We start from the raw sequence: 19600 nt of genomic DNA, 5'->3' as shown, positions 1-19600 counted from the left end.
GCCGACCCCTCCGAATGGGGGTCGGCGCGCTCGAAGAGGCTGCCGGGTTTAGCTCAGGGCCGGGCGTCTACTCCCGTGACTTGGCCACGGTGCGCTCGGGCAGCAGCTTGTTGAGGACGATGGCCACCAGCGCGCTCACCGCGATGGGCGAGTCGAGCAGGAACTGCACGAACTGCGGCGCGGCGGAGGAGAGGTCGGCAGGGAGGTTGAGCAGGCCCATGGCCACGGCGATGGGGACGCCGATGATGTAGAGCTGACGCTCGCTCAGCGGCTCGTCCTTCACGGCGCGGAAGCCGTTGAGCATGATGATGGTGCAGACCACCGCGAACACGCCGCCGATCACCGAGGACGGGATGGTCATGATGAGCGCGGAGAGCTTGCCCACGAACGACAGCAGGATGAACCAGCCAGAGGCGGCCACGAAGACCTTGCGGCTGGCCACGCCCGTGATGGAGATGATGCCGGCGTTGGTGGAGTAGCCGGTCACCGGCGTGGAGCCGAGGAAGGCGCCCACAAGGCAGCCGATGCCCTCGCCGATGACGCCGCGGTTGATCTGCTCGTCGGTGAGGGGCTCGTCGATGACGGAGCTCACGGCATACCAGGTGCCGGTGGTCTCGGCCAGGAGCACCACGTAGATCACGAGCATCGTCAGGATGGCCGAGGGGTCAAGGGAGAGGCCGTAGTTCACGAACGCCACGTGCGGCAGGCTCAGCCACGGGGCGGCGGCCACGCTGGAGAGGTCGAGGCCGCCCATGGCCCACGCCACCACCGAGCCGATGGCCAGCGCCAGGATGACCGAGCAGATGCGGAAGACCTTGCCCAGGCTCGGGCGATAGACGCCAAGCATGGAGAAGAAGATCATGATGGCCGCGGAGATGCAGGCCAGAAGCACGTTCTGCCCCATGGAGAGCGAGCCGCCCTCCACGAAGATGTTGCTCGAGAAGGCGCTCGGCAGAAGGGTGAGGCCCACGATCATGATGATGGCGCCGCTCACGATGGGAGGCACGAAGTTGCGCACGATGTACTTGTACGCGCCGGAGAGGCCGAGCAGGACCACGCACGCGGCGCCCACGAGCACGGCGCCAAAGACGGTGTCGAAGCCCTGCGTGCCGGCGTAGAGGCCCACGATGGCGCCCACGGGCACGAACGACGGGCCCTGGCACACCGGCAGGCGCAGGAAGAAGAGCACCTGGATGAGCGAGGCCACACCAGCGCCGAGGAACGTGGACTGGATGAGGCCCGTGGAGTCGCCGGGGGCGAGCGCCAAGGCCGTGGCGATCAGGAACGGCGGGACGTAGACGTCCATCGCCATGACGTGCTGGAGACCCAGGACGATGGACTGGCCCAGGGACACGTCCTCCTCGGGTCCTACGGTGAGGCCGTTGGTTTCTGCCATGTGGTTTCCTTCCTTGGAATGGGCGGCATCGGGCAGGCCATCGCGTCGCTGCGAGCCGGCTGCCGCGGTGCTGCTTGGTCACCGAATCTTGGGGCGGGCGCCGCGCGCCATCGCGCGCCGCCGCCCGTGGGGCCCGCCCGGCGAGGCTCATCCCCGCCCGGTGGGCATCGTCTTCGCCTAGCGAGCCTCGTCCTTGTCGAGCACGAGCGCGCCCTGCACCCACACCTGGCGGATGTTCTCGGGCACGGAGAGGTAAAGCACGCGGTCGAGCACGTCGCGCGGCCCGTCGAAGACGCCAAAGCCGGTGAGGTCGGCGTCGGGGCGGCGCGTGTCGATTACCTGGGCGTCGAAGGCGCGGCCGGGCTCGAATGAGCCCACCGGCAGGCGCAGCGCCTCGGCGCCACCCGCCGTGGCGAGCCACAGGGCCTCCACGCTCGAGATGCGCGACTCGCCCGCGCCGCGCTCGTCCTGCGCCACCAGGGCGTCGACCCCGTCCTCGCGCACGCGGGAGACCATGACGGCCTGGCGGATGTTGTCGTACATGCTCGGCGAGAAGCCGCCGGAGATGTCGGTGGCCAGGCCCATGCGCACGCCCTGGGCGCGCAGGCGGCGTACCGGCGCCACGCTGTTGGCAAAGTAGGCGTTCGAGATGGGGCAGTGGGCAACGGCCGCGCCGCTCTCGGCGAACAGGCGCCCGTCGGCCTCGGTGAGGAAGGTGCAGTGCGCCATGACGGACTTCTCGCGCAGCAGGCCATAGTCATAGAGGGCCTCGGCGTCGCTCTTGCCAAAGCGTTCGAAGACGAAGTCGTGCTCCCACTGGCCCTCGTTGCAGTGGCTCTGGACGAAGGCGCCCGACTCGTTGGCGATGCGGCCAAGGCCCGCCAGGCCCTCGTCGGTGCAGCTGGGGATGAAGCGCGGGGTCACCACGGGCCACACGCCCTGGGCGCAGCCGGGGCGCAGGGCGTCCACCATGCCCACGAAGCGCTCGGTGTCGGCGAGCGCGGAGGCGGTGGAGGCGTCGCGGTAGAAGCTGGGGTTGCCGGCAGGGTCATCCATGACGACCTTGCCCACGAGGCCGCGCTGGCCCTGGGTGGCACACTGGCGCGCGAGCTCCACGGTGGGCTCCACATGCACGGTGCCAAAGTACATACAGGTGGTGGTGCCGCGGGCAAGCAGCTGGTGCACGAGGTCGGCGTACACGCGCCGGGCAAACTCGAGGTCTGCGTACTTGGACTCGAGCGGGAAGGTGCGCTTGTCGAGCCAGACGTTGAGCGGCTCGTCGAGCGCGATGCCGCTCTGGGGCCACTGCGGCGCGTGCACGTGCAGGTCCACGAAGCCAGGCAGGACAACCTTGCCCTCCCCCAGCTCGACGAGGGTGCCGGCCTCGCGGGCAGCGCACTCGCGCTCGGCGTAGCCCTCGTCTGCCGGCAGCGTCACGGAAGTGATGGTGCCGCTGTCGTCGGTCTCCACGAGTGCGTTTGCGAGACATTCCACCTTCCCGTAGCTCGGGGTATGGAAGAACGTCCCAAGGAACGTTCGGGCAGACGGCAGGCTCATGGGCCCCTCCTCCGTGTTATGCCGCGCCAACCGAGCGCGAGGCTTGGCGGCAGGCAGGCTGACGTCATCTCTGGCGCGATGACAAAGGGGCAGTCTAGCACAGCCGTAGCACCCAAACGGCGCGCCGCCCGGGGGCGCGGACCTGCGCGTGCCCCCGGGCGGAGATGGGCGGCGGAGAAACGGGCCTCCCCCGGCTGAATATGCTGGAAGTTGGATACGCTCGGGCAGACATGCGCGGCAGGTCACACAGGCCGTCGCATGCCGTGCGGGCCATCGCGCGGGGCGCCCCTACTCGCTGCGCAGGGCCTCCACCGGGTCGCGGCGGCTGGCACCCACGCTTGGGATGAGGCCGGCCACCAGCGTGAGCAGCACCGATATGCCAATGAGCGCGAGCGCCGAGCCCACGGGCAACATCATGATGTTGGGCACGTTGTGCGCCGCCAGCGCCCAGGCATTCACCGGCACCGACACGATGAGCACCACGAGGATGGCGAACACGCCGGCGATGAGCCCCTCGATGATCGTCTCGGCGTTGAAGACGTTGGCCACGTTGAGCTTGGAGGCGCCCATCGCGCGCAGGATGCCGATCTCCTTCTTGCGCTCGAGCACGCTGATGTAGGTGATGATGCCAATCATGATCGAGCTCACCACGAGGCTGATGGACACGAAGGCGATGAGCACGAGCGAGATCATGTTCACGATGTCGGTGACGCTGCCCATGATCACGCCCATGTAGTCCGTGTAGGAGATGACCTTGTCGTCCGTGCCGGCGTCGCGCATCTGTTGGTTGTAGGCGTCGATGTGCTCGAGCACGCGCTCCTTGGCGGCGAAGTCCTTGGGGAAGATCTTGATGGCCTGCGGGTTGGCCTCGTCCGCGTTGCCCAACGTGGTGAGGTTGTTGTCGTAGGTGAGGCGGCTCGCGTTGGCGTAGCTCTGCATGAGCGAGCTCAGGTCCTCGGCCGTCATGTTGAAGTGGATGGCGTTGGCAAAGGCCGTCGCGTCGACGGAGAACGCGCCCTGCATGTTCTGCGCGAGTTGGGAGGAGAGCTGGCTGGAGAGCCGGCCCATCATGCTCGTCATGGCGCTCGTGAGCTGGCCTTGGATCTGCGAGGAGATGGCCGAGCCCACCTGCTGGCCCACCTGAGTCATCATCTGCTGCATAGTCTGCTGCATGTAGGGCGCGAGCTGGTTGGAGACGTAGTTGGACGCGATCTCTTGAATGCGCTCACTCACGGGCTGGCCAGCGATGGCCACCACCTGCGCGAGGATGCCTTGGGCCTCCTCCGTCTGCACGTAGACCTGGAACTTCTGGAGCAGCTTCTGGCCAAGCTCGGGATCCTGGGGGCTCAGGTCTCCCCCGTTTGTGCGCAGCCACTGAAGGTAGCCGCTCACGAGGTTGCCGCCCAGGCGCACGACCTGCTCGGTCTCGTCGGCCGTGAGCGGCGGGTCCTGCACCAGGCCGTCGAGGATGCCGGAGAAGTCTGGGCTCGGCGCGCCGGACACCACCTGGGAGAGGTCGATGTCGCCCGCCACGCCCGAGAGGTCGATGCTCATGCTGCCCATGTCGAGGCCCGAGAAGTCGAAGCCGGAGAGGTCGAGCCCGGCGCCCAGCTTGGAGGTGTCGAACTTGAAGGCCCCTCGGATGGCGTCCTCGTCCACGGAGAAGAGGCTCGAAAGGTCCAGGCCCTGCTTGCTCTCGCTCTGGAGCTCGTCAAAGGTCTTGCCGGTGAAGACGTCAACGTCCGGGTTGGCGAGCTGCTGCTGCACGATGGGCGAGGCGGCGGCGCGGGCCATGAGCTCCTCGGTGAGCCCGTGGGTGTAGGCCACGCCCTGCGTGAGGGAGTTGGCGTCAGAGGTGCCGTTGGGCTTCACCACGCCCACAATCTTGAGATCGAGGCCGTCGGCCACGGCGCCGCGCATGAAGTCAGCGTCGTCAGACATGTCGGTCCAGCCGCCGGTCTCGTCGTTCTTGCGGTAGGTATCGGACGGGCTCAGGACCTTGAACGTGAGGCCCAGGGCGTCATCGCAGGTGAAGCTCACGTCCGTCTCGGGCACCTCCACCGTGCCGTCGGCGCTCATGGTGCTGTTCACGAGACGGTTGAGCTCATCGATGTCCAGCACGCCGATGCTGTAGAGGGTGTAGTCGCTCACCTTGCCGCTGCGCGAGAGCACGAGCACCGCCTCGTCCGGGGCGGAGGCCCAGCGGCCGGCCACCACGTCGTACTGGGAGGAGAGCAGGCCCTGGTCGTCGATCATCTCGTTGAAGGCGCTCGAGGAGCCCATCATCGTGCCGGCGGTGGCGGCACTGGAGGCGCCTCCGCTCATGGCCGACGACATCGCGTTGGGGCTGAGCTTGACGGGGGCGTCGGAGCCTGCGGCGGCGTCGGCGCCAGCGTCGTTACCGCCCGAGGCCGCTTCAGCACCTTCGCTGCCGTCTCCCTCGCCCGACTCCGTTGCACTATCGCTCGCCGCCGCGTCGCCGCCGGTGCCCTCGCCCGTCGCCGAGTTCCCGCCGGTCTGCCGATAGATCAACGGCGTCACGCCGTAGTCGTACTGGATGGCGTTGACCTCGTCTGATATGCCATCGCCACCCGCGTCGAGAAATTGCTTGAAGCTCGACATGTCATTGGACTTCACGCTCGCGAACATGTCCTTGAGCATGGTGGCCTCGGGGATGGCGGCGGAGGTGTCCACGGCAGCGGCGGCGTCGGTGGTAGATGCGTTCGCGGCAGACCCGCTCGTCGCAGACTCATCCGAGCCGCTCGTCGCGTCTGCTCCGGAGCCGTCCGCGCCATCCGAGCCGTCCGCGTCGTCGCCGGTCAGCATGCTTGTGAGGTCGTAGCTCTGCCGCGCGATGGAGAGCGGGTAGCTCGAGAGCGTGTCCTCCTCCACCTTGGCGATGTAGCCGTTCACGCCATTGGACAGCGCCAGGATCGCCGCGATGCCGATGATGCCGATGGAGCCGGCAAAGGCCGTCATGATGGTGCGGCCCTTCTTGGTCATGAGGTTGTTCGCCGAGAGCGAGAGCGCCGTGAGGAAGCTCATCGAGGAGCGCTTGCGCGGGGCGGCCGAGGCCTTGGCGCGCTCGAGCTCGCCGGCAACCTCCTCGGGCGCAATGGGGCGCGAGTCGTCCACGATGCGGCCGTCCTTGATGCGCACGATGCGCGTGGCGTAGTCCTCCGCGAGCTGCGGGTTGTGCGTGACCATGATAACGAGACGGTCGCGGGCCACCTCGGCCAGGATGTTCATGACCTGGATGCCCGTCTCGGTATCGAGCGCGCCAGTGGGCTCGTCGGCCAGCACGATCTCGGGGTCGTTCACGAGCGCGCGGGCGATTGCCACGCGCTGCATCTGGCCGCCGGAGAGCTGGGCTGGGCGCTTGCTCACGTGCTCGCCCAGGCCTACGCGCTCGAGCGCGGCACGGGCACGCTCGCGGCGCTCGGCGCTGCCGACGCCCGCGAGGGTGAGTGCGAGCTCGACGTTTGCCAGGATGGTCTGGTGCGGGATGAGGTTGTAGCTCTGGAAGATGAAGCCGATGCGGTGGTTGCGGTAGGTGTCCCAATCCTTGTCGGAGTAGTCCTTGGTGGAGACGCCGCTCACGACGATGTCGCCGGAGTCTGCGTGGTCAAAGCCGCCGAGGATGTTGAGGAAGGTGGTCTTGCCGGAGCCGGACGGGCCCAGCACGGCTACGAACTCGCTCTCGCGAAACGTGATGGAGACGCCGTCGAGGGCCTTCTGGACAAAGTCCCCGGTCTTGTACGACTTGCGTATGCCCTTGATTTCAATCATGGAATTCCTTGGGGTGGGATGACTGTGTCCATGGCGCCGCAAGGTGGCCAGCTATGGACGTCTGATGACAATTATGACTCGAGGCACCGCAAGCGGAGCCCGGGGCCTGGTCGCCGCAGACGGAAATCGTAGCCATGACCCACGCGTGATACCCAGGCCACGCACGCAACGCGGCAGTGCCCGGCGGTCCCCAACCCCGCGTACGACGCGCAAGCACCCCACAACCAAACAGGCATTCCCCAGTCAAAGCACGACGCCGCATGAGAAATAAGTCCACGCCATATGCCCGCCGCAACCCTACCGCATCTCAGGCCTTCCCGGCGGCGCGCTTGGCCTCGAGCGTCACGCCCCTGTGGTGCCCGCGGCACCACAGGGCAATCATCTCGGAGACCATCTCGGACTCCTCGGCGCGGCGGGCAGCCACTAGCTCAGCCGCCCGCGCTCGACCGAGTAGAACCTGTCCGCAAACGCGCAGGTGCTGGCCCTGTGGCTCACGAGCACGATGGTCTTGCCGGCATCGCGCAGCCGCGCCACCGCGCGCATGAGCGAGGCGGCCGTGGCGTCGCGCAGCTCCACGCCACCGATGCGAACACTGCCCAGGTAGGACCCCTTGCGGCCAGATACGATGCCTCGGAGCGTATATCGCTCATCCAAAACGAGATGCCATCAAAGACGGCATAGCTCGAGAGCACGTCGGTACCTCCCTTGGGACAGCTGGCCTGATATCGAACGGAGCGTCTGTCGTTAGCCTTCTTGAAGGCAGCCATGGGTCCCTTCCCTCGCGAAGCTTCTAGTTACCCATGGCTAATTTATCGCGCGCACGCGCGAGAGGGTCCGCTCGGAACCAAAACGATGTCCGAATGCGGCATTGCTGAAGATGGGCGAGGGCCGGCGCCCGACCCTCGCCCTCCGGGAGGGAGTCTGTCATGGGATTATCAATTGAGCGCGGCGCCGAATCGTCCCCCACGAATATCGTTTCCGACCGTTTGGGCGCGCTACGATGGTCACAAGCGCGCAGTCGCGCGCAGTCGCGCACAGCCTCGGCATACGTGCGCGGTCTCGGCCTAGGGGGTTCCCATGAGCGACACGATTCGCCTCGCCACCATCGGCACCAGCACGATCGGTGACAGCCTGCTCGATGCCGCCGCCTCGGTCGGGCGCATCTCCTACGTGGGAACCCTCTCGCGCAACGCGGACACCGCCCGTGTCTTCACGGAGCGCCACGACGGCACCACGCCCTTCACCTCGCTCGACGAACTCGCCGCAAGCGACTCGGTCGACGCCGTCTACATCGCCACCCCCAACGCCTGCCACCTCGAGCAGGCCCTCGCCTGCATGCGCGGCGGCAAGCACGTGCTGGTGGAGAAGTCCCTGTGCGCCAACGCCTACGAGGCGGAGGAGCTCTTTGCCGCCGCAGACCTCCACGGGGTCGTGGCCATGGAGGCCATGCGGCCCGTCCATGACCCCGGTTGGGCCACCGTCGTCGCGGCGCTGCGACGCCTGGGACGCCTGTGCCGCGTGAGCCTGCGCTACGGCAAGTACTCCTCGCGCTACGACGACATGCTCGCCGGCCGCCACACGAACATCTTTGATACCCGCATGGCCTCAGGTGCCCTCATGGACCTGGGCATCTACTGCGTGGAGCCAATGGTGGCCGCCTTTGGCGCGCCCGATTCGATTCAGGCGGCTGCCCTGCTCGCCGGCACGGCGGGCAACGAGCTCACCGGCGGCGCCATCGACGGCGCAGGCTCGGTGCTCTGCCGCTATGGCGAGGAGGGTGGCGCGGACGCAAACACACATGCTGGCACCCATGCCAGCGCGGCCATGGACGCAGGCATTGGCGCGGGCGCGGCCGCAGGCGCGGGTACTGGCGTGGGCAAGGGCGCGGGCAGGGACACAGACGCAGTCACAAGCAGGAGGGGTGCGTTCATCGCCGAGCTTGCCTACTCCAAGGTCTCCCAGGACTTCCTCCCCTGCCAGCTTGAGGGCGAGCTGGGCACCATCGCCCTCGACTCGGTAAACGTGCCGCAGCGCGCCACGCTCCGCCTGCGCGGCACCGCCACGCGAGGCGCCGCCACCGCCGCGCTCACGAGCTCGGACGGCTCCGAGGAGGAGCTCCCCATGACGCCTTGCTCAAACAGCATGGTCTACGAGCTGCGCGACTTTGCCTCCCTTGTTGCCGGCGATGACGTCGACACGATGTGGGGCCGCCTCTCCGCCGGCGCCGCGACCACGCGCTTCCGCGACGTGACGCTCGCCTCGCTTCGAATCTGTGACGAGATTCGCAAGCAGACGGGCATCGTATTCCCGGCGGACCGATAAGGCCCGAGGAAAGGTCGGAGTCATGGGGTGACCGGCAGGCAACGCCGTCCGTGCGCTTGCCCGCCACGACGGCGGCCCCCGGCAGCTCGGGCCGCACGCTTGCCCGAGACGCCGGGGGCCAACAAGGGGCACCTCAAGGCAGACGGCGCGCGACGCACGCCGAACGGCATCCGGCAGCGCCACCGACGCCGCTCGCAGAGCCAGCCGTCCACACGCCGATTGGACGTCTCGCTCCCGTGCCTCAATATGCTATCTCTTTAGTAGCATATGCGCGCGCAGCACAAGCTCTCGCTGCGCGTGACATCCGCAAGGGCGGCGGCCCCCACCCCGGGCACGAGCCGCCCCGTCACTGACATGCCACAGAAGGGATATCCATGACCACCGTCGCCATCATCGGCTGCACCCACGCCGGCACCTTTGCCGCCTCCCAGCTCCTCGCCGCCCACCCCGACTGGACCGTCCACGTCTTCGAGCGCAACGACTCGCTGTCATTCCTCTCATGCGGCATCGCCCTGTGGGTGGGCGGCCACGTGAGCGACCCGGCCCGCATGTTCTACTCCAGCCCCGAGGCCCTTGCCGAGGCGGGAGCCCACATGCACATGCGCACCGACGTCACGAGCGTCGACGTTGCCGGCAAGACCCTCAAGGCCCGCGACCTCGAGACGGGCGAGGAAAGCACCTGCACCTTCGACAAGCTCTACATCACCACCGGCTCCAAGCCCGTCGAGCCGCCCATCAAGGGACTCGCCGAGTGCCTCGAGGCCGGCCAGGTGGTCTTCTCCAAGAACTGGGGCCATGGCAAGGAGATCAAGGAGCGCGCCAAGACGGCCAAGGAGGTCGCGGTCATCGGCGCCGGCTACATCGGCACCGAGTTGGCCGAGCAGTTCAGCGAGATCGGCGTGCACTCCGTCCTCATCGACGGCCTGCCCCGCGTGCTTGCCAAGAACTTCGACGAGCCCATCTGCGGCGAGGTCGCGCGCGCCTTCGAGGCCCACGGCGTGACGCTCGCCATGGACCAGTTCGTGAGCGAATTCGTGGCCGAAGAGGACGGCACGGGCGTCACCGTGGTGACCACCAAGGGCACCTACCACGCGGACTTTGCCATCCTGGGCGCCGGATTCCTGCCGCGCACGGACCTCTTTGCGGGCCAGCTCCAGATGCTCAAGAACGGCGCCATCAAGACCGACGAGTACATGCGCGCCTACCTGCCCGGCTCCGAGGAGCCCACGGGCGACGTGTTCGTTGCCGGCGACGCGGCCGTGATCCGCTACAACCCCACGGGCACCTTCGACTACATCCCGCTGGCCACCAACGCCGTGCGCCAGGCCATCGTGGCGGCCGCTAACGTGAACGAGCCGGTGATGCGCAGCATGGGCACCCAGGCCACGAGCGCCGTGCAGCTCTACGACCTCTCGCTCGCCGCCACCGGCCTCACGCTGGGCGGCGCCCAGGCGCGCGGACTCGACCTGCGCTCCACCACCCTCGTGCAGGACTACCGCCCCGACTTCATGCTCACGACCACGCCCGTGACGGCCACGCTCGTGTGGGACCCGCACACGCGCATCGTCAAGGGCGCCCAGTTCCTGAGCAAGCAGCCCGACGTGGGCCAGGCCGCCAACGCCGTGTCCATCGCGATCCAGGCCGGCTTCACCATCGACCAGCTCGCCGGCGTAGACCTGCTGTTCCAGCCCAACTTCTCGCAGCCCGTCAACTACATCGGCGCACTCGCCATGCAGGCCGTGGCCGAGCAGGACAGGTAGACCACCTGGCCGGGCGCTTAAGCCACGAAGAGCCTGATAGGCTCCGCCGCCCCGCCCCTACCCCAGCAGCTCGAGGACGCGACGCTTGACGGCGAGGGAGTCGGGCGTGAGCAGCCAGTCGGCTCGCTCGGCACGCGGGGCGGCGATGGCCACCTCGCCCACGAGCGAGCTCGGTTCGCCCTCGTTGGGACGGCCACGCATCACGAGGATGCGGTCGGCCATCTCCACGGCCTCGTCCACGTCGTGCGTGATGAGCACGCACGAGATGCCAAGGTCGCTCACCATGGACAGGAACCAGCCGCGCATGTCGCGGCGCGTGAGAGCGTCGAGCGCGCTGAACGGCTCGTCCATGAGCACCACGTCGTTGTCCATGAGGTAGGTGCGCAGCAGGGCCGCGCGCTGGCGCATGCCGCCGGAGAGCTGACTCGGGTAGCTGCGCTCGGTGCCCGCCAGGCCAAAGCGCTCGAAGAGCGGCTCGGCCTTGGCGCGGGCCTCGCGCTTGGCCGCGCCGGCCAGCAGCAGCGGCAGGCACACGTTGTCGATGATGGTGCGCTGGGGCAGCAGCAGGTCCTTCTGCAGCATGTACGAGACGCGCCCGGGCTTGCCGGTCACATCCTCGCCATGCAGCAGCACGCGCCCGGCATCGGGCACGGAGAGGCCCGCCAGGCCGTGGAAGAGCGTCGTCTTGCCGCAGCCGGAGCGTCCCACCAGGCACACCATCTCGCCCGCCGCAACGGCGAGCGAAACGCCGCGCACCACAGGCGAGCCGTCCCACGAGAGCGAAAGGTCCTCGACCTCGAGCGCCGCCGCATCGGCACCCACGCCGGCTGCCGCACCGGCACCCGCGTCTGCCGCCTCGCCCATGCGCGCGCCGGCAGACGACCCCACCGCACCGGCGGCCCCGACCCAAGCCGCCTGCCCCTGCGCACCAGACATCACTACGCCTCCAGGTAGTCCATCGAGAAGCCGCCGTTGGTGTCGAGCGCCACCGGGGTGAGCTGGTTGTCGTTCATCCACGTGTAGAACTTCGCCCAGCGCTCACCGTCGATGACGCCCCAGCTGGAGGCATCGGCGGTGTACTGATCCGCAAGGAACTCCTGGCTCGTCTTGGCCAGCTCGGGGTCAACCTCGGGCGCGGCGTCAACAAGGATCTGCGCGGCCTCGTCGGCATTCTGCTCGGCAAACTCGAAGCCCTTCTTGGTGGCACGCAGGAAGGCCTTGGCCTGGTCGGGGTTGTCCTTGAGGAAGTCGTTGTTGGCGATGACCACCGGCGTGTAGTAGTCGAACGCCGAGTCGATGTCGCGGAAGGCGAAGTAGTCATAGGCGAAGCCCTGGACCTTCGCGTTCTGCACGGCCCAGGCCTCGTAGACCCAGATGCAGTCGAACTCGTTGGCCTTGAGACCGCTCACCTCGTCGGAGGTGCCGGCCGGAATGAGCTGAACCTTAGAGAAGTCGCCGCCGTCGGTCTCCACGACGCTCTTGACGATGGCCTTCTCGACGTCCTGGTCCCACGTGGCGTAACGCTTGCCCTCCATGCCCTTGGGGCGCGTGATGCCGTCGCCCTGGCGGCTCATGATGCCGCTCGTGTTGTGCTGGATGGTGGCGGCGATGGCCGTGACGGGCAGCGGGTCGTCGGAGCCGAGGTAGTTGGCCATGACATCCTGGTAGCTCATGCCAAGCTGGGCCTTGCCGGTGCCCACGAGCGCGTCGGCGCCGTCCTCGGGCGGCTGCACGACCTCCACGTCCAGGCCCTCCTCGGCGTAGTAGCCCTTGGCAATGGCCACGTAGATGCCCGTGTGGTTGGTGTTGGGCGTGTAGTCGAGGACGAAGGTGAGCTTCGTGGCGTCACCGGAGCCGGAGGTGGCGCTGGCGCCCGACGCGGCCGCCTGACCGCCGTTGCTGCCGCTCTGGCCGCAGCCGGCGAGGGCAAGGCCCGCCGTGGCGGCGGCGATGCCGGAGGCTCCGACGAACCAGCGACGCGAGATGGTGCGATTGTTCATGGTTGATCCCTTCGTAGGAATGGTTGCTGAGATTGGATGCCGAAGTCACGCGGCGGATGCCGGAAGCACGCAGCGACCCCACCGCGGACCGCAAGGCGCGGGGCTGTTGCGTGCCGGCGCCACGGCCTCGCCCAAGGCGGGGCGCGCCGCGAGGCACGCGAGGGCGCCCCTAGGCCCTACTTCTTGCGCTCCGCGCGCTCCCACGGCATGCAGCCGCGCTGAATGAGCCCCACGAGGCCCATGAGCAGCAGCGACAGCACCGAGATGAGCAGGATGACGGCGAACATCTTGTCGTAGGAGTACGACTTGCGCACGCGCGTCATGTACACGCCCAGGCCGGAAAAGCCGCCGAGCCATTCGGCCACCACGGCACCCACAACGGCATACGTGGCGCTGATGCGCAGGCCGGCGAAGAACTGGCCGGCCGACGCAGGAAGCTTGGCAAAGCGGAAGACCTGCCAGCGGCTCGCGTTCATCGTGCGCATGAGGTCGACGACGTCTGGGTCCACGCTCCTGAAGCCACTCGCAAGCGCCACCGTAACCGGAAAGAACGTCGTGAGCACCACGAGCAGCACCTTGGGCAGCAAATCGTAGCCAAACCAGAGCACGAGCAGCGGCGCGATGGCCACGGTGGGAATGGTCTGCGAGATGGTGATAAGCGGATCCAACGCGCGGTACACGAGCTCGAAGCGGTCCATGAGCAGGGCAACCCCAAAGCCCACGAGCACGCCGAGCACGAGGCCAACCACCGCCTCCTCAATCGTGACGACCGCGTGCCCCGCCAGCAGACCGGCGTCGGTGGCGAGCGCCTCGACCACCTGCACCGGACTCGGCAGGAGATAGCTTGGCACGAGGCCCACGGAGCACGCGAGCTGCCAGATGACGAGCACGCCCACGACGGTGAGCGCGGGCGCGAGCCAACGGCTATGGTCGAAGCGCTCCCGGGTGCCCCCAGCCCCAGCCGCCCCGCGCCCCTTCGCGTTGGCGGCCATGGCCCTATGCCCCCTCGCCCGGGCGTGTGAAGCCGCAGCCCTCGGAGATGCCGGTAGCCCCGAAGGCAGAGTCCGTGGCGTGGTACTTGCCCACCTTCTGCTCGGTCGAGAGCACCGAGCCACCGGGGCGATAGTTGATCTTGACGTACGTCATGACGTGCCCGCACCCGGCCTTGGCGGCCACGAGCTGGCAGTTCTTGAGCACGTCCATGCAGGTGTCGTAGTCGCCCTCGATGGTGGTCTCGAACGGCCCCACGTAGGGGTTCACGTCGTATTTCTCGATTTCGGCGATGACGGCGTCCACGACGCGGACGGTCTCCTCGTCACTTGCGGCGTCCATTGGCAGTACCTGGATGGCCACGCTGCACTCCATAGTCAGAACCTCGCTTTCCGCGAGGGCACGCCCCCCCGCCACAGGCAAGGGCCGTGGTGCGCTTTCGCGCGAGTCGGTCCCTACGCTGGCATTACCCAGATCAGGTCGGGTCGGAGGATTGCCTCCCTCTCAGCCGGGCTTGCCCCAGCTCCCCTCGTCCTCAGGCAGTGTACCAAATGCGACGTATGCCATGGCAGATTCAAGAGCCACGGTTGGGCGCGCGCCCCGTAAGCCCGGGTGCGCAGGCGGGCGACGCCCCGCTTGGCCACGCGGCCCCGTTGACTGGGCGGTGGCCTGGAGCCACGGTGCCGCGTGGCCCCACGATGCCGAGTCGCACCCATGCGCCGCGTGCCTCGCCCCATGGCGCCGCGCCTCCCTTGGCCGCGCAAGCCCCTCGCGTGCTACCCTGCCCATAGGCAAGCGCGGCCGCACGAGCCATCGCGGCCGGTTCGAATCCGACGCCGCAGCAAAGCGCCGCGGCGGGTTGGGAGCTCACATGGACGCCAGGTCGAGCACAACGTCACGCATCAAGTCTCGCGGGGAGGTGCATCGCGAGGCCCGCGAGCAGGCGCGCGAGGCGCTGGGCGCCATCGCCCGCAACGCCCACGAGCGCCTCGCCCACGCAGACGACAGCGCCCGGGCTGCCGACAAGATTCACGAGATGGCCCCCGAGACCTCGGACTACGTCATCGACCAGCGCCGCTGGCTCCACGCTCATCCAGAGCTTGGCTACAAGGAGTTCGCCTCCACCGAGCACATCTGCGCAGAGCTCGACGCCCTCGGCATCCCCTACACCCGCCCGCGCGAGACGGGCGTGGTGGCCACCATCCGCGGTACGGCGCCGGACGCCTACGACAAGGACGGCAAGCCGCGCCGCCGCCTCATGATGCGCGCAGACATCGACGCCCTGCCCGTGACCGAGCAGACCGGCGAGCCCTTCCAGTCCCTCAACCCCGGCTGCATGCATGCCTGCGGGCACGACTGCCACGGCGCCATGCTGCTGGGCGCGGCGCGCATGCTCACCAAGCTCACCGACGAACTGCACGGCGAGATTCGCCTCGTGTTCCAGCCGGCCGAGGAGGGCGGCAACGGCTCCAAGTCCATGATCGAGTGCGGCGTGCTGGACGGCGTCGACGGTGTATGGGGCCAGCACATCTGGAGCGACGTCCCGGCAGGCAAGATCAGCTGCGAGGCCGGCCCGCGCATGGCGGCAACCGACTGGTGGCGCATCGACGTGACCGGTCGCGGCGCCCACGGCGCCATGCCCAACCAGGGCGCCGACGCGGTGCTCGCGGGCGCCGCCATCGTCCAGAGCCTCCAGGCCATCGTGGCGCGCAACATGAGCCCGTTCGAGCCCGCGGTGGTGACGGTGGGCCAGTTCCACGGTGGCACCGCGCGCAACGTCATGGCCGGAACGGCCTGGATGGAGGGCACGGTGCGCACCTTCCACGAGGCCGCGCACAAAAGGATTCCCCAGCTCATGGAGCGCATGGCACAGGACACCGCGGCGGCCTACGGCTGCACCGCCACGCTGCAGTACGAGGTGGCGCACTCCACCGTCGTGAACACGCCCGAGGCGAGCGAGCTCGCGGCCCGTGCGGCCACCGAGGTGCTGGGCACAGACGCGCTCGTCACCTACCAGGGCTCGATGCCAGGCGAGGACTTCTCCGAGTATCTCAAGCGCAAGCCTGGCGTCTTCGTGTTCCTGGGCTCCGGCACGGCCGACAAGAGCGGCAAGGTGTGGCCGCAGCACAGTCCCAAGTACGACCCTGACGAGTCGGTCTTCATCCGTGGCACCATGCTCGCCGCCCAGTACGCGCACGACTTCCTGGCGCAGTAGGTCCCGCCGCGGCACTCAGGCCGCGGCGGGCCCATCCACGCAGGCATCGCACGCCAATAGCGGAAACCCCTCTCGCAAGGCGCCGGCGCCTCGAACCAGGCATCGGCCATAACGGCGGCGGGCGCCGCTCACGCCGACGCCATCCGCGACAGCGGCAACTCGTCGCCCCCGAGTGGTCCGTCGCCCGAGCGGCGCTACTCCTTCTCCTCGCCGCTCACGAGGCGGTCGAACATGGCCTTGTTGGCGGCGAGCTCCGCCTCGTCATCGAGGGGCTCGAGCGCGCCCGAGCCATACTTGCGCTCGAGGGCGCACCCCAGCACGTAGTCCGCCACGCCGGGATTCTTGGGCAGCAGCGGCCCGTGGATGTAGGTGCCCACCACGTTCTTGTAGAGGCAGCCCTCCTCGCCCGTAGTGCCGTCATTGCCATGGCCGTGCACGACCTTGCCGAGCGGCTCCACCCCCGGGCCCAGATGCGTGCGGCCGCCATGGTTCTCGTAGCCCACAATCGGCTGCGGCGAGATGCGGCTCTCCACCGCGATGTTGCCGATCAGGCGGGGGCTGCCGCGGTCCGTGAAGAGGTCCACGAGTGAGAGGCCCTCGACCTTCTCGTCTCCCATGAGGTAGGAGTGCCCCAGCAGCTGGTAGCCACCACAGACGGCGAGCAGCACGCCTCCGTCCTCCACGAAGGCGCGGAGCTCCGCCTGCTCGGCGAGCAAGTGGTCGCAGACGATCTTCTGCTCGCGGTCTGAGCCGCCGCCGATGAAGGCGACGTCCACGCCCACAAAGCTGGGGCGGTCGTCCACGTGGACCTCGTCCACCTTGCAGCCAATGCCGCGCCACTCGAGGCGCTTGCGCAGCGTGAGGATGTTGCCCGAGTCTCCGTAGAGGTTCAGGAGCTCCGGGTAGAGGTGCGCGATGCGCAAGGAGCGGCCGCCCGCCGTGCCGCCGGCACCGTCGCCTGCGGCCGGCCCCGTCCAGGCGGCAGCATTCACAGCCGCAGTGATGGCCTCCGCCTCGCGCCGCGCAGTCATGTCGTCGCTCACAGGCGCTCCCCCATTCCCTCCAGCTCGGCCTTGGCCGGCCAGAGCGCCGAGTAGTTCGTGAGCACGTAGAGCGGCTGCTCCACAGGCAGGTCGCTCACGGCGTCCAGCGCCTCGCGCACGGTGTGGGCCACAGGCGCCTGGATGCCGGCGTACTTCATGCGCACGCGCACGTCCTCGGCACGGTGCCCGCCGGCCACCACGGTGAGGTCACCGGGCTCCGCCGCCTGGCCGTGGACGCGCTCGGCCCCCACGGCCAGGCGCTCGAAGTCCACGTCCCATATCCAGGAGATGTCCTTGCCGTCGTTGTAGTCGTCGTTGATGACGAAGAAGGCGGCTTTCTTGCGGTCGTCCGCAAGCATGAGCGAGATGTTCTGGTTGAAGCCCGTGGGGTTCTTGGCGAGGTTGAGCACCACCTCGCGCCCGTCCACACGGAAGTGCTGCAGGCGGCCATTCTCGGGGTGGTAGCCATCCAACGCGCGCTGGAAGGTCTCGGCGTCAACCCCGGCGAGCTGGGCGGCCACGAATGCGGCCAGCAGGTTGTAGACCATGTACACGCCGCCGAAGCTCGCGCGCACGCGCACCGTGCCGTCGATGCCCTCGCCCGCCACGTCAAAGCCCACGCCCGTGCGGCCCACGGCCACGTTCGTGGCGCGCCAGGTGAGCTTGGGGCGCGAGAAGTCCCCGTTGGGGCACAGGAAGGCGCCCAGCTGCGCGTAGCTGCGGTAGGCGTAGCCGAGCTCGGCCCCGCACACCTGGCAGAAGCGGGCCTCGGGCACGCGGTCTGCCGGCAGGTGCAGGTCCTCCGCAATGCCAAAGGTCATGACCTTGGTGCCCGCCTCGGCCGCACGGCGCGCCACGCCCATGGTGAGCGGGTCGTCTCCGCAGGCAACGAGCACCGTCTCCGGCGAGGCGGCAAGCGCGCTCACAATGACGTCCTGCACGCGGTCGATCTCGCCGGCGCGGTCAAGCTGGTCACGGAAGAGATTGAGCAGCACGAGGTAGCGCGGACGAAGCTCGGGCAGGATGTTGATGGTGGAGAGCTCGTCGGCCTCCATGACGCCCCAGTCGGCGGAGCTGCCGGGCAAAAGTGCCGCCGCCACGCCCGGGGCCATGTTGGCGCCCGCGCGGTTGCACAGCACCGTGGCGCCGCTCGCCTCGATGGCGTTTGCCAGCACGTTGTTCGTCGTGGTCTTGCCGTTGGTGCCGCACACCACCACCGAGCCGCGACGCAGCTTGTGCGCCAGCTCGCCGATGAGGTGCGGGTCAACCGTCAGCGCCACGCGCCCGGGCAGCTGCGAGGCGGAGCGCCCAAGCACCGTCCGCAGGCCCCATGACGTGGCTCGGCCCAGGCCCTGGGCCACGGAACCCCTGAGACCCACGCTACTCCGCCTCGTCCTCAGACGGAGCGTCCTCGGCATCGCGCGTGCCCTTCATGTGCTCGAACTCCTCGGGCGTGAGCACGTCCTCGATGCGAAGGTTCACGCCGCCCACCTCGAGGCCCGTCATGCCCACGACCTGCTTGACGACGACCTTCTTCACGTCCTCGAACACCTGCGGCGCGTAGGCACCGTACTCGATGAGCACGGAGATGTTCACGCGCACGGAGTTGTCCGGCATGACCTCCACGGAGACGCCCTTGGTAGGGTCGGAGGCGCCAAAGGTCTCCTGCACGCGGTTGAGGAAGCCGCCCTTCATGCCAAGCACGCCCGGCACGTCGCGCACGGAGATGGCCACGATCTTCTCGATGACGCCGTTGGAGAAGGTGAGCGAGTCCTCCGAGTCGAGGTCCTCGTCGGCGTCGGAGAGCGTGAGGTCTCCTGAGGCGGCGTCCGCAGGCTCGATGGACTTGTCCTGCGTCTCCTCGGCGGCCGGCGCCTCCCCAGCGGTCTGTGGCGCGCGCTGATCGGCCTTGGTGGTGGTCGTGTCGTTGGTGGCCTGGGTGCTCATGCTTTCTCCTATCCGAAAACGTGATGCGTGGCAAAGGGGCGGCGCCGGGCAAGGCCGACGCCGGGCCAGATCTAGGGCTAGCGCCTCTTGATAAGGCTCTGGACGATGCGGGCGAGCTTGGGGTCGCCGTCAAGGTACTGACCCACGGCAACGCCGCAGGCGATGCAGACGGCGACAATGAGGGTGTCGAGCACGCCGATGGTGAACAGCAGCAGGGCAACGATGAGGCCGCAGATGCCGCCGAGGACGGCATGCCGGCTGTTGGGGAATGTCTCGGCGAGCCAGGCACACGCACGGTCGAGGTAGTTTGCGGGAGCTACCTCGACAGCGCCGGGAGCCGTGGCCGCGTCGCCGGTCGACGAGGACGCGGAGGCACCCGTGGTGGGAGCCTTCGCGGATGCTTGCTGGCCGGAGACGCCGGCCGCCGGGGCCGCATGCGGCGCGCTGCCGGAGGGCGCGCCCTGGGCGCCGGCGTCCACGGAGGCGTCCGAGCGCTTCGCCGCCGGTGTGGCCGATGTGCCCTCGGACTTGGTGTCGGCGGATGCGGGCTCGATGCGCGCCTGAATCTTGTCCTGGGCCAT

General features: G+C 68.4%; 16 protein-coding genes and 1 riboswitch. Of the genes, 3 read left to right on the top strand and 13 right to left on the bottom strand.

Annotation, left to right across the window (positions count from 1 at the left end; all coding sequences use genetic code 11):
• Window positions 1-67 precede the first annotated feature (67 nt).
• From EFAMC2_RS09420 to EFAMC2_RS09395, 5 genes are all read right to left on the bottom strand, one after another.
• Complete coding sequence (locus EFAMC2_RS09420; protein ID WP_154028910.1) at window positions 68-1396, bottom strand: uracil-xanthine permease family protein; 1329 nt, start codon at window positions 1394-1396, stop codon at window positions 68-70.
• Between the two features lie 177 nt (window positions 1397-1573).
• A complete protein-coding gene (gene guaD, locus EFAMC2_RS09415; protein ID WP_154028908.1) occupies window positions 1574-2953 on the bottom strand; it encodes a guanine deaminase in 1380 nt (459 codons plus the stop codon).
• 288 nt (window positions 2954-3241) lie between these two features.
• Entirely contained in the window at window positions 3242-6742 is a 3501-nt protein-coding gene (locus tag EFAMC2_RS10400; RefSeq protein ID WP_154028906.1) for an ABC transporter ATP-binding protein/permease, read from the bottom strand.
• Window positions 6743-7049: 307 nt separating this feature from the next.
• Window positions 7050-7166, bottom strand: coding sequence for a nitrous oxide-stimulated promoter family protein (locus tag EFAMC2_RS09400; protein ID WP_154028904.1), 117 nt, complete (start codon window positions 7164-7166; stop codon window positions 7050-7052).
• Entirely contained in the window at window positions 7166-7396 is a 231-nt protein-coding gene (locus tag EFAMC2_RS09395; RefSeq protein ID WP_154028902.1) for a hypothetical protein, read from the bottom strand. The genes EFAMC2_RS09400 and EFAMC2_RS09395 overlap by 1 nt, the downstream gene beginning before the upstream one ends.
• 423 nt (window positions 7397-7819) lie before the next feature.
• Here EFAMC2_RS09395 and EFAMC2_RS09390 point away from each other — a divergent pair, with 423 nt between their 5' ends.
• Both EFAMC2_RS09390 and EFAMC2_RS09385 read left to right on the top strand, forming a co-directional pair.
• Window positions 7820-9064 carry a Gfo/Idh/MocA family protein gene (locus EFAMC2_RS09390; protein WP_154028900.1) on the top strand — a complete coding sequence of 415 codons (1245 nt, stop codon included), beginning with the start codon at window positions 7820-7822 and terminating at the stop codon, window positions 9062-9064.
• Window positions 9065-9438: 374 nt separating this feature from the next.
• The gene (locus EFAMC2_RS09385; protein ID WP_154028897.1) at window positions 9439-10824 is read left to right on the top strand and encodes an FAD-dependent oxidoreductase; all 1386 of its coding nucleotides are present in this window, start codon (window positions 9439-9441) and stop codon (window positions 10822-10824) included.
• A gap of 57 nt (window positions 10825-10881) precedes the next feature.
• On the opposite strand, the gene EFAMC2_RS09380 is transcribed toward EFAMC2_RS09385, so the two are convergent.
• From EFAMC2_RS09380 to EFAMC2_RS09365, 4 genes are all read right to left on the bottom strand, one after another.
• On the bottom strand, window positions 10882-11760 hold the full coding sequence (locus EFAMC2_RS09380) for an ABC transporter ATP-binding protein (protein ID WP_261980242.1): 879 nt from the start codon (window positions 11758-11760) through the stop codon (window positions 10882-10884).
• A gap of 2 nt (window positions 11761-11762) precedes the next feature.
• Window positions 11763-12824 carry an ABC transporter substrate-binding protein gene (locus EFAMC2_RS09375; RefSeq protein WP_154028895.1) on the bottom strand — a complete coding sequence of 354 codons (1062 nt, stop codon included), beginning with the start codon at window positions 12822-12824 and terminating at the stop codon, window positions 11763-11765.
• A 176-nt stretch (window positions 12825-13000) separates the two neighbouring features.
• Entirely contained in the window at window positions 13001-13816 is an 816-nt protein-coding gene (locus tag EFAMC2_RS09370; RefSeq protein WP_154028893.1) for an ABC transporter permease, read from the bottom strand.
• A gap of 4 nt (window positions 13817-13820) precedes the next feature.
• A complete protein-coding gene (locus EFAMC2_RS09365) occupies window positions 13821-14177 on the bottom strand; it encodes an MTH1187 family thiamine-binding protein (protein ID WP_261980241.1) in 357 nt (118 codons plus the stop codon).
• Window positions 14178-14248: 71 nt separating this feature from the next.
• Window positions 14249-14354, bottom strand: a riboswitch (TPP riboswitch).
• A gap of 331 nt (window positions 14355-14685) precedes the next feature.
• On the opposite strand from EFAMC2_RS09365, the gene EFAMC2_RS09360 reads away from it, so the two are divergent.
• A complete protein-coding gene (locus EFAMC2_RS09360) occupies window positions 14686-16029 on the top strand; it encodes an amidohydrolase (RefSeq protein ID WP_261980240.1) in 1344 nt (447 codons plus the stop codon).
• 194 nt (window positions 16030-16223) lie between these two features.
• Here the strand turns inward: EFAMC2_RS09360 and EFAMC2_RS09355 are convergent, their stop codons facing one another.
• The 4 genes from EFAMC2_RS09355 to EFAMC2_RS09340 form a co-directional block, all read right to left on the bottom strand.
• A complete protein-coding gene (locus EFAMC2_RS09355; protein ID WP_261980239.1) occupies window positions 16224-17072 on the bottom strand; it encodes a type 1 glutamine amidotransferase in 849 nt (282 codons plus the stop codon).
• Complete coding sequence (locus tag EFAMC2_RS09350) at window positions 17069-18451, bottom strand: MurT ligase domain-containing protein (protein WP_187325269.1); 1383 nt, start codon at window positions 18449-18451, stop codon at window positions 17069-17071. The genes EFAMC2_RS09355 and EFAMC2_RS09350 overlap by 4 nt, the downstream gene beginning before the upstream one ends.
• A gap of 1 nt (window position 18452) precedes the next feature.
• Window positions 18453-19019 carry an Asp23/Gls24 family envelope stress response protein gene (locus EFAMC2_RS09345; protein ID WP_154028887.1) on the bottom strand — a complete coding sequence of 189 codons (567 nt, stop codon included), beginning with the start codon at window positions 19017-19019 and terminating at the stop codon, window positions 18453-18455.
• A gap of 77 nt (window positions 19020-19096) precedes the next feature.
• The gene (locus EFAMC2_RS09340) at window positions 19097-19600 is read right to left on the bottom strand and encodes a DUF2273 domain-containing protein (RefSeq protein ID WP_154028885.1); all 504 of its coding nucleotides are present in this window, start codon (window positions 19598-19600) and stop codon (window positions 19097-19099) included.

Source organism: Olsenella uli, assembly GCF_901212655.1.
GTDB classification, from domain to species: domain Bacteria; phylum Actinomycetota; class Coriobacteriia; order Coriobacteriales; family Atopobiaceae; genus Parolsenella; species Parolsenella uli_A.
The sequence above is the reverse complement of the archived record's forward strand: the minus strand, read 5'-3'. Positions and strand labels throughout refer to the sequence as shown.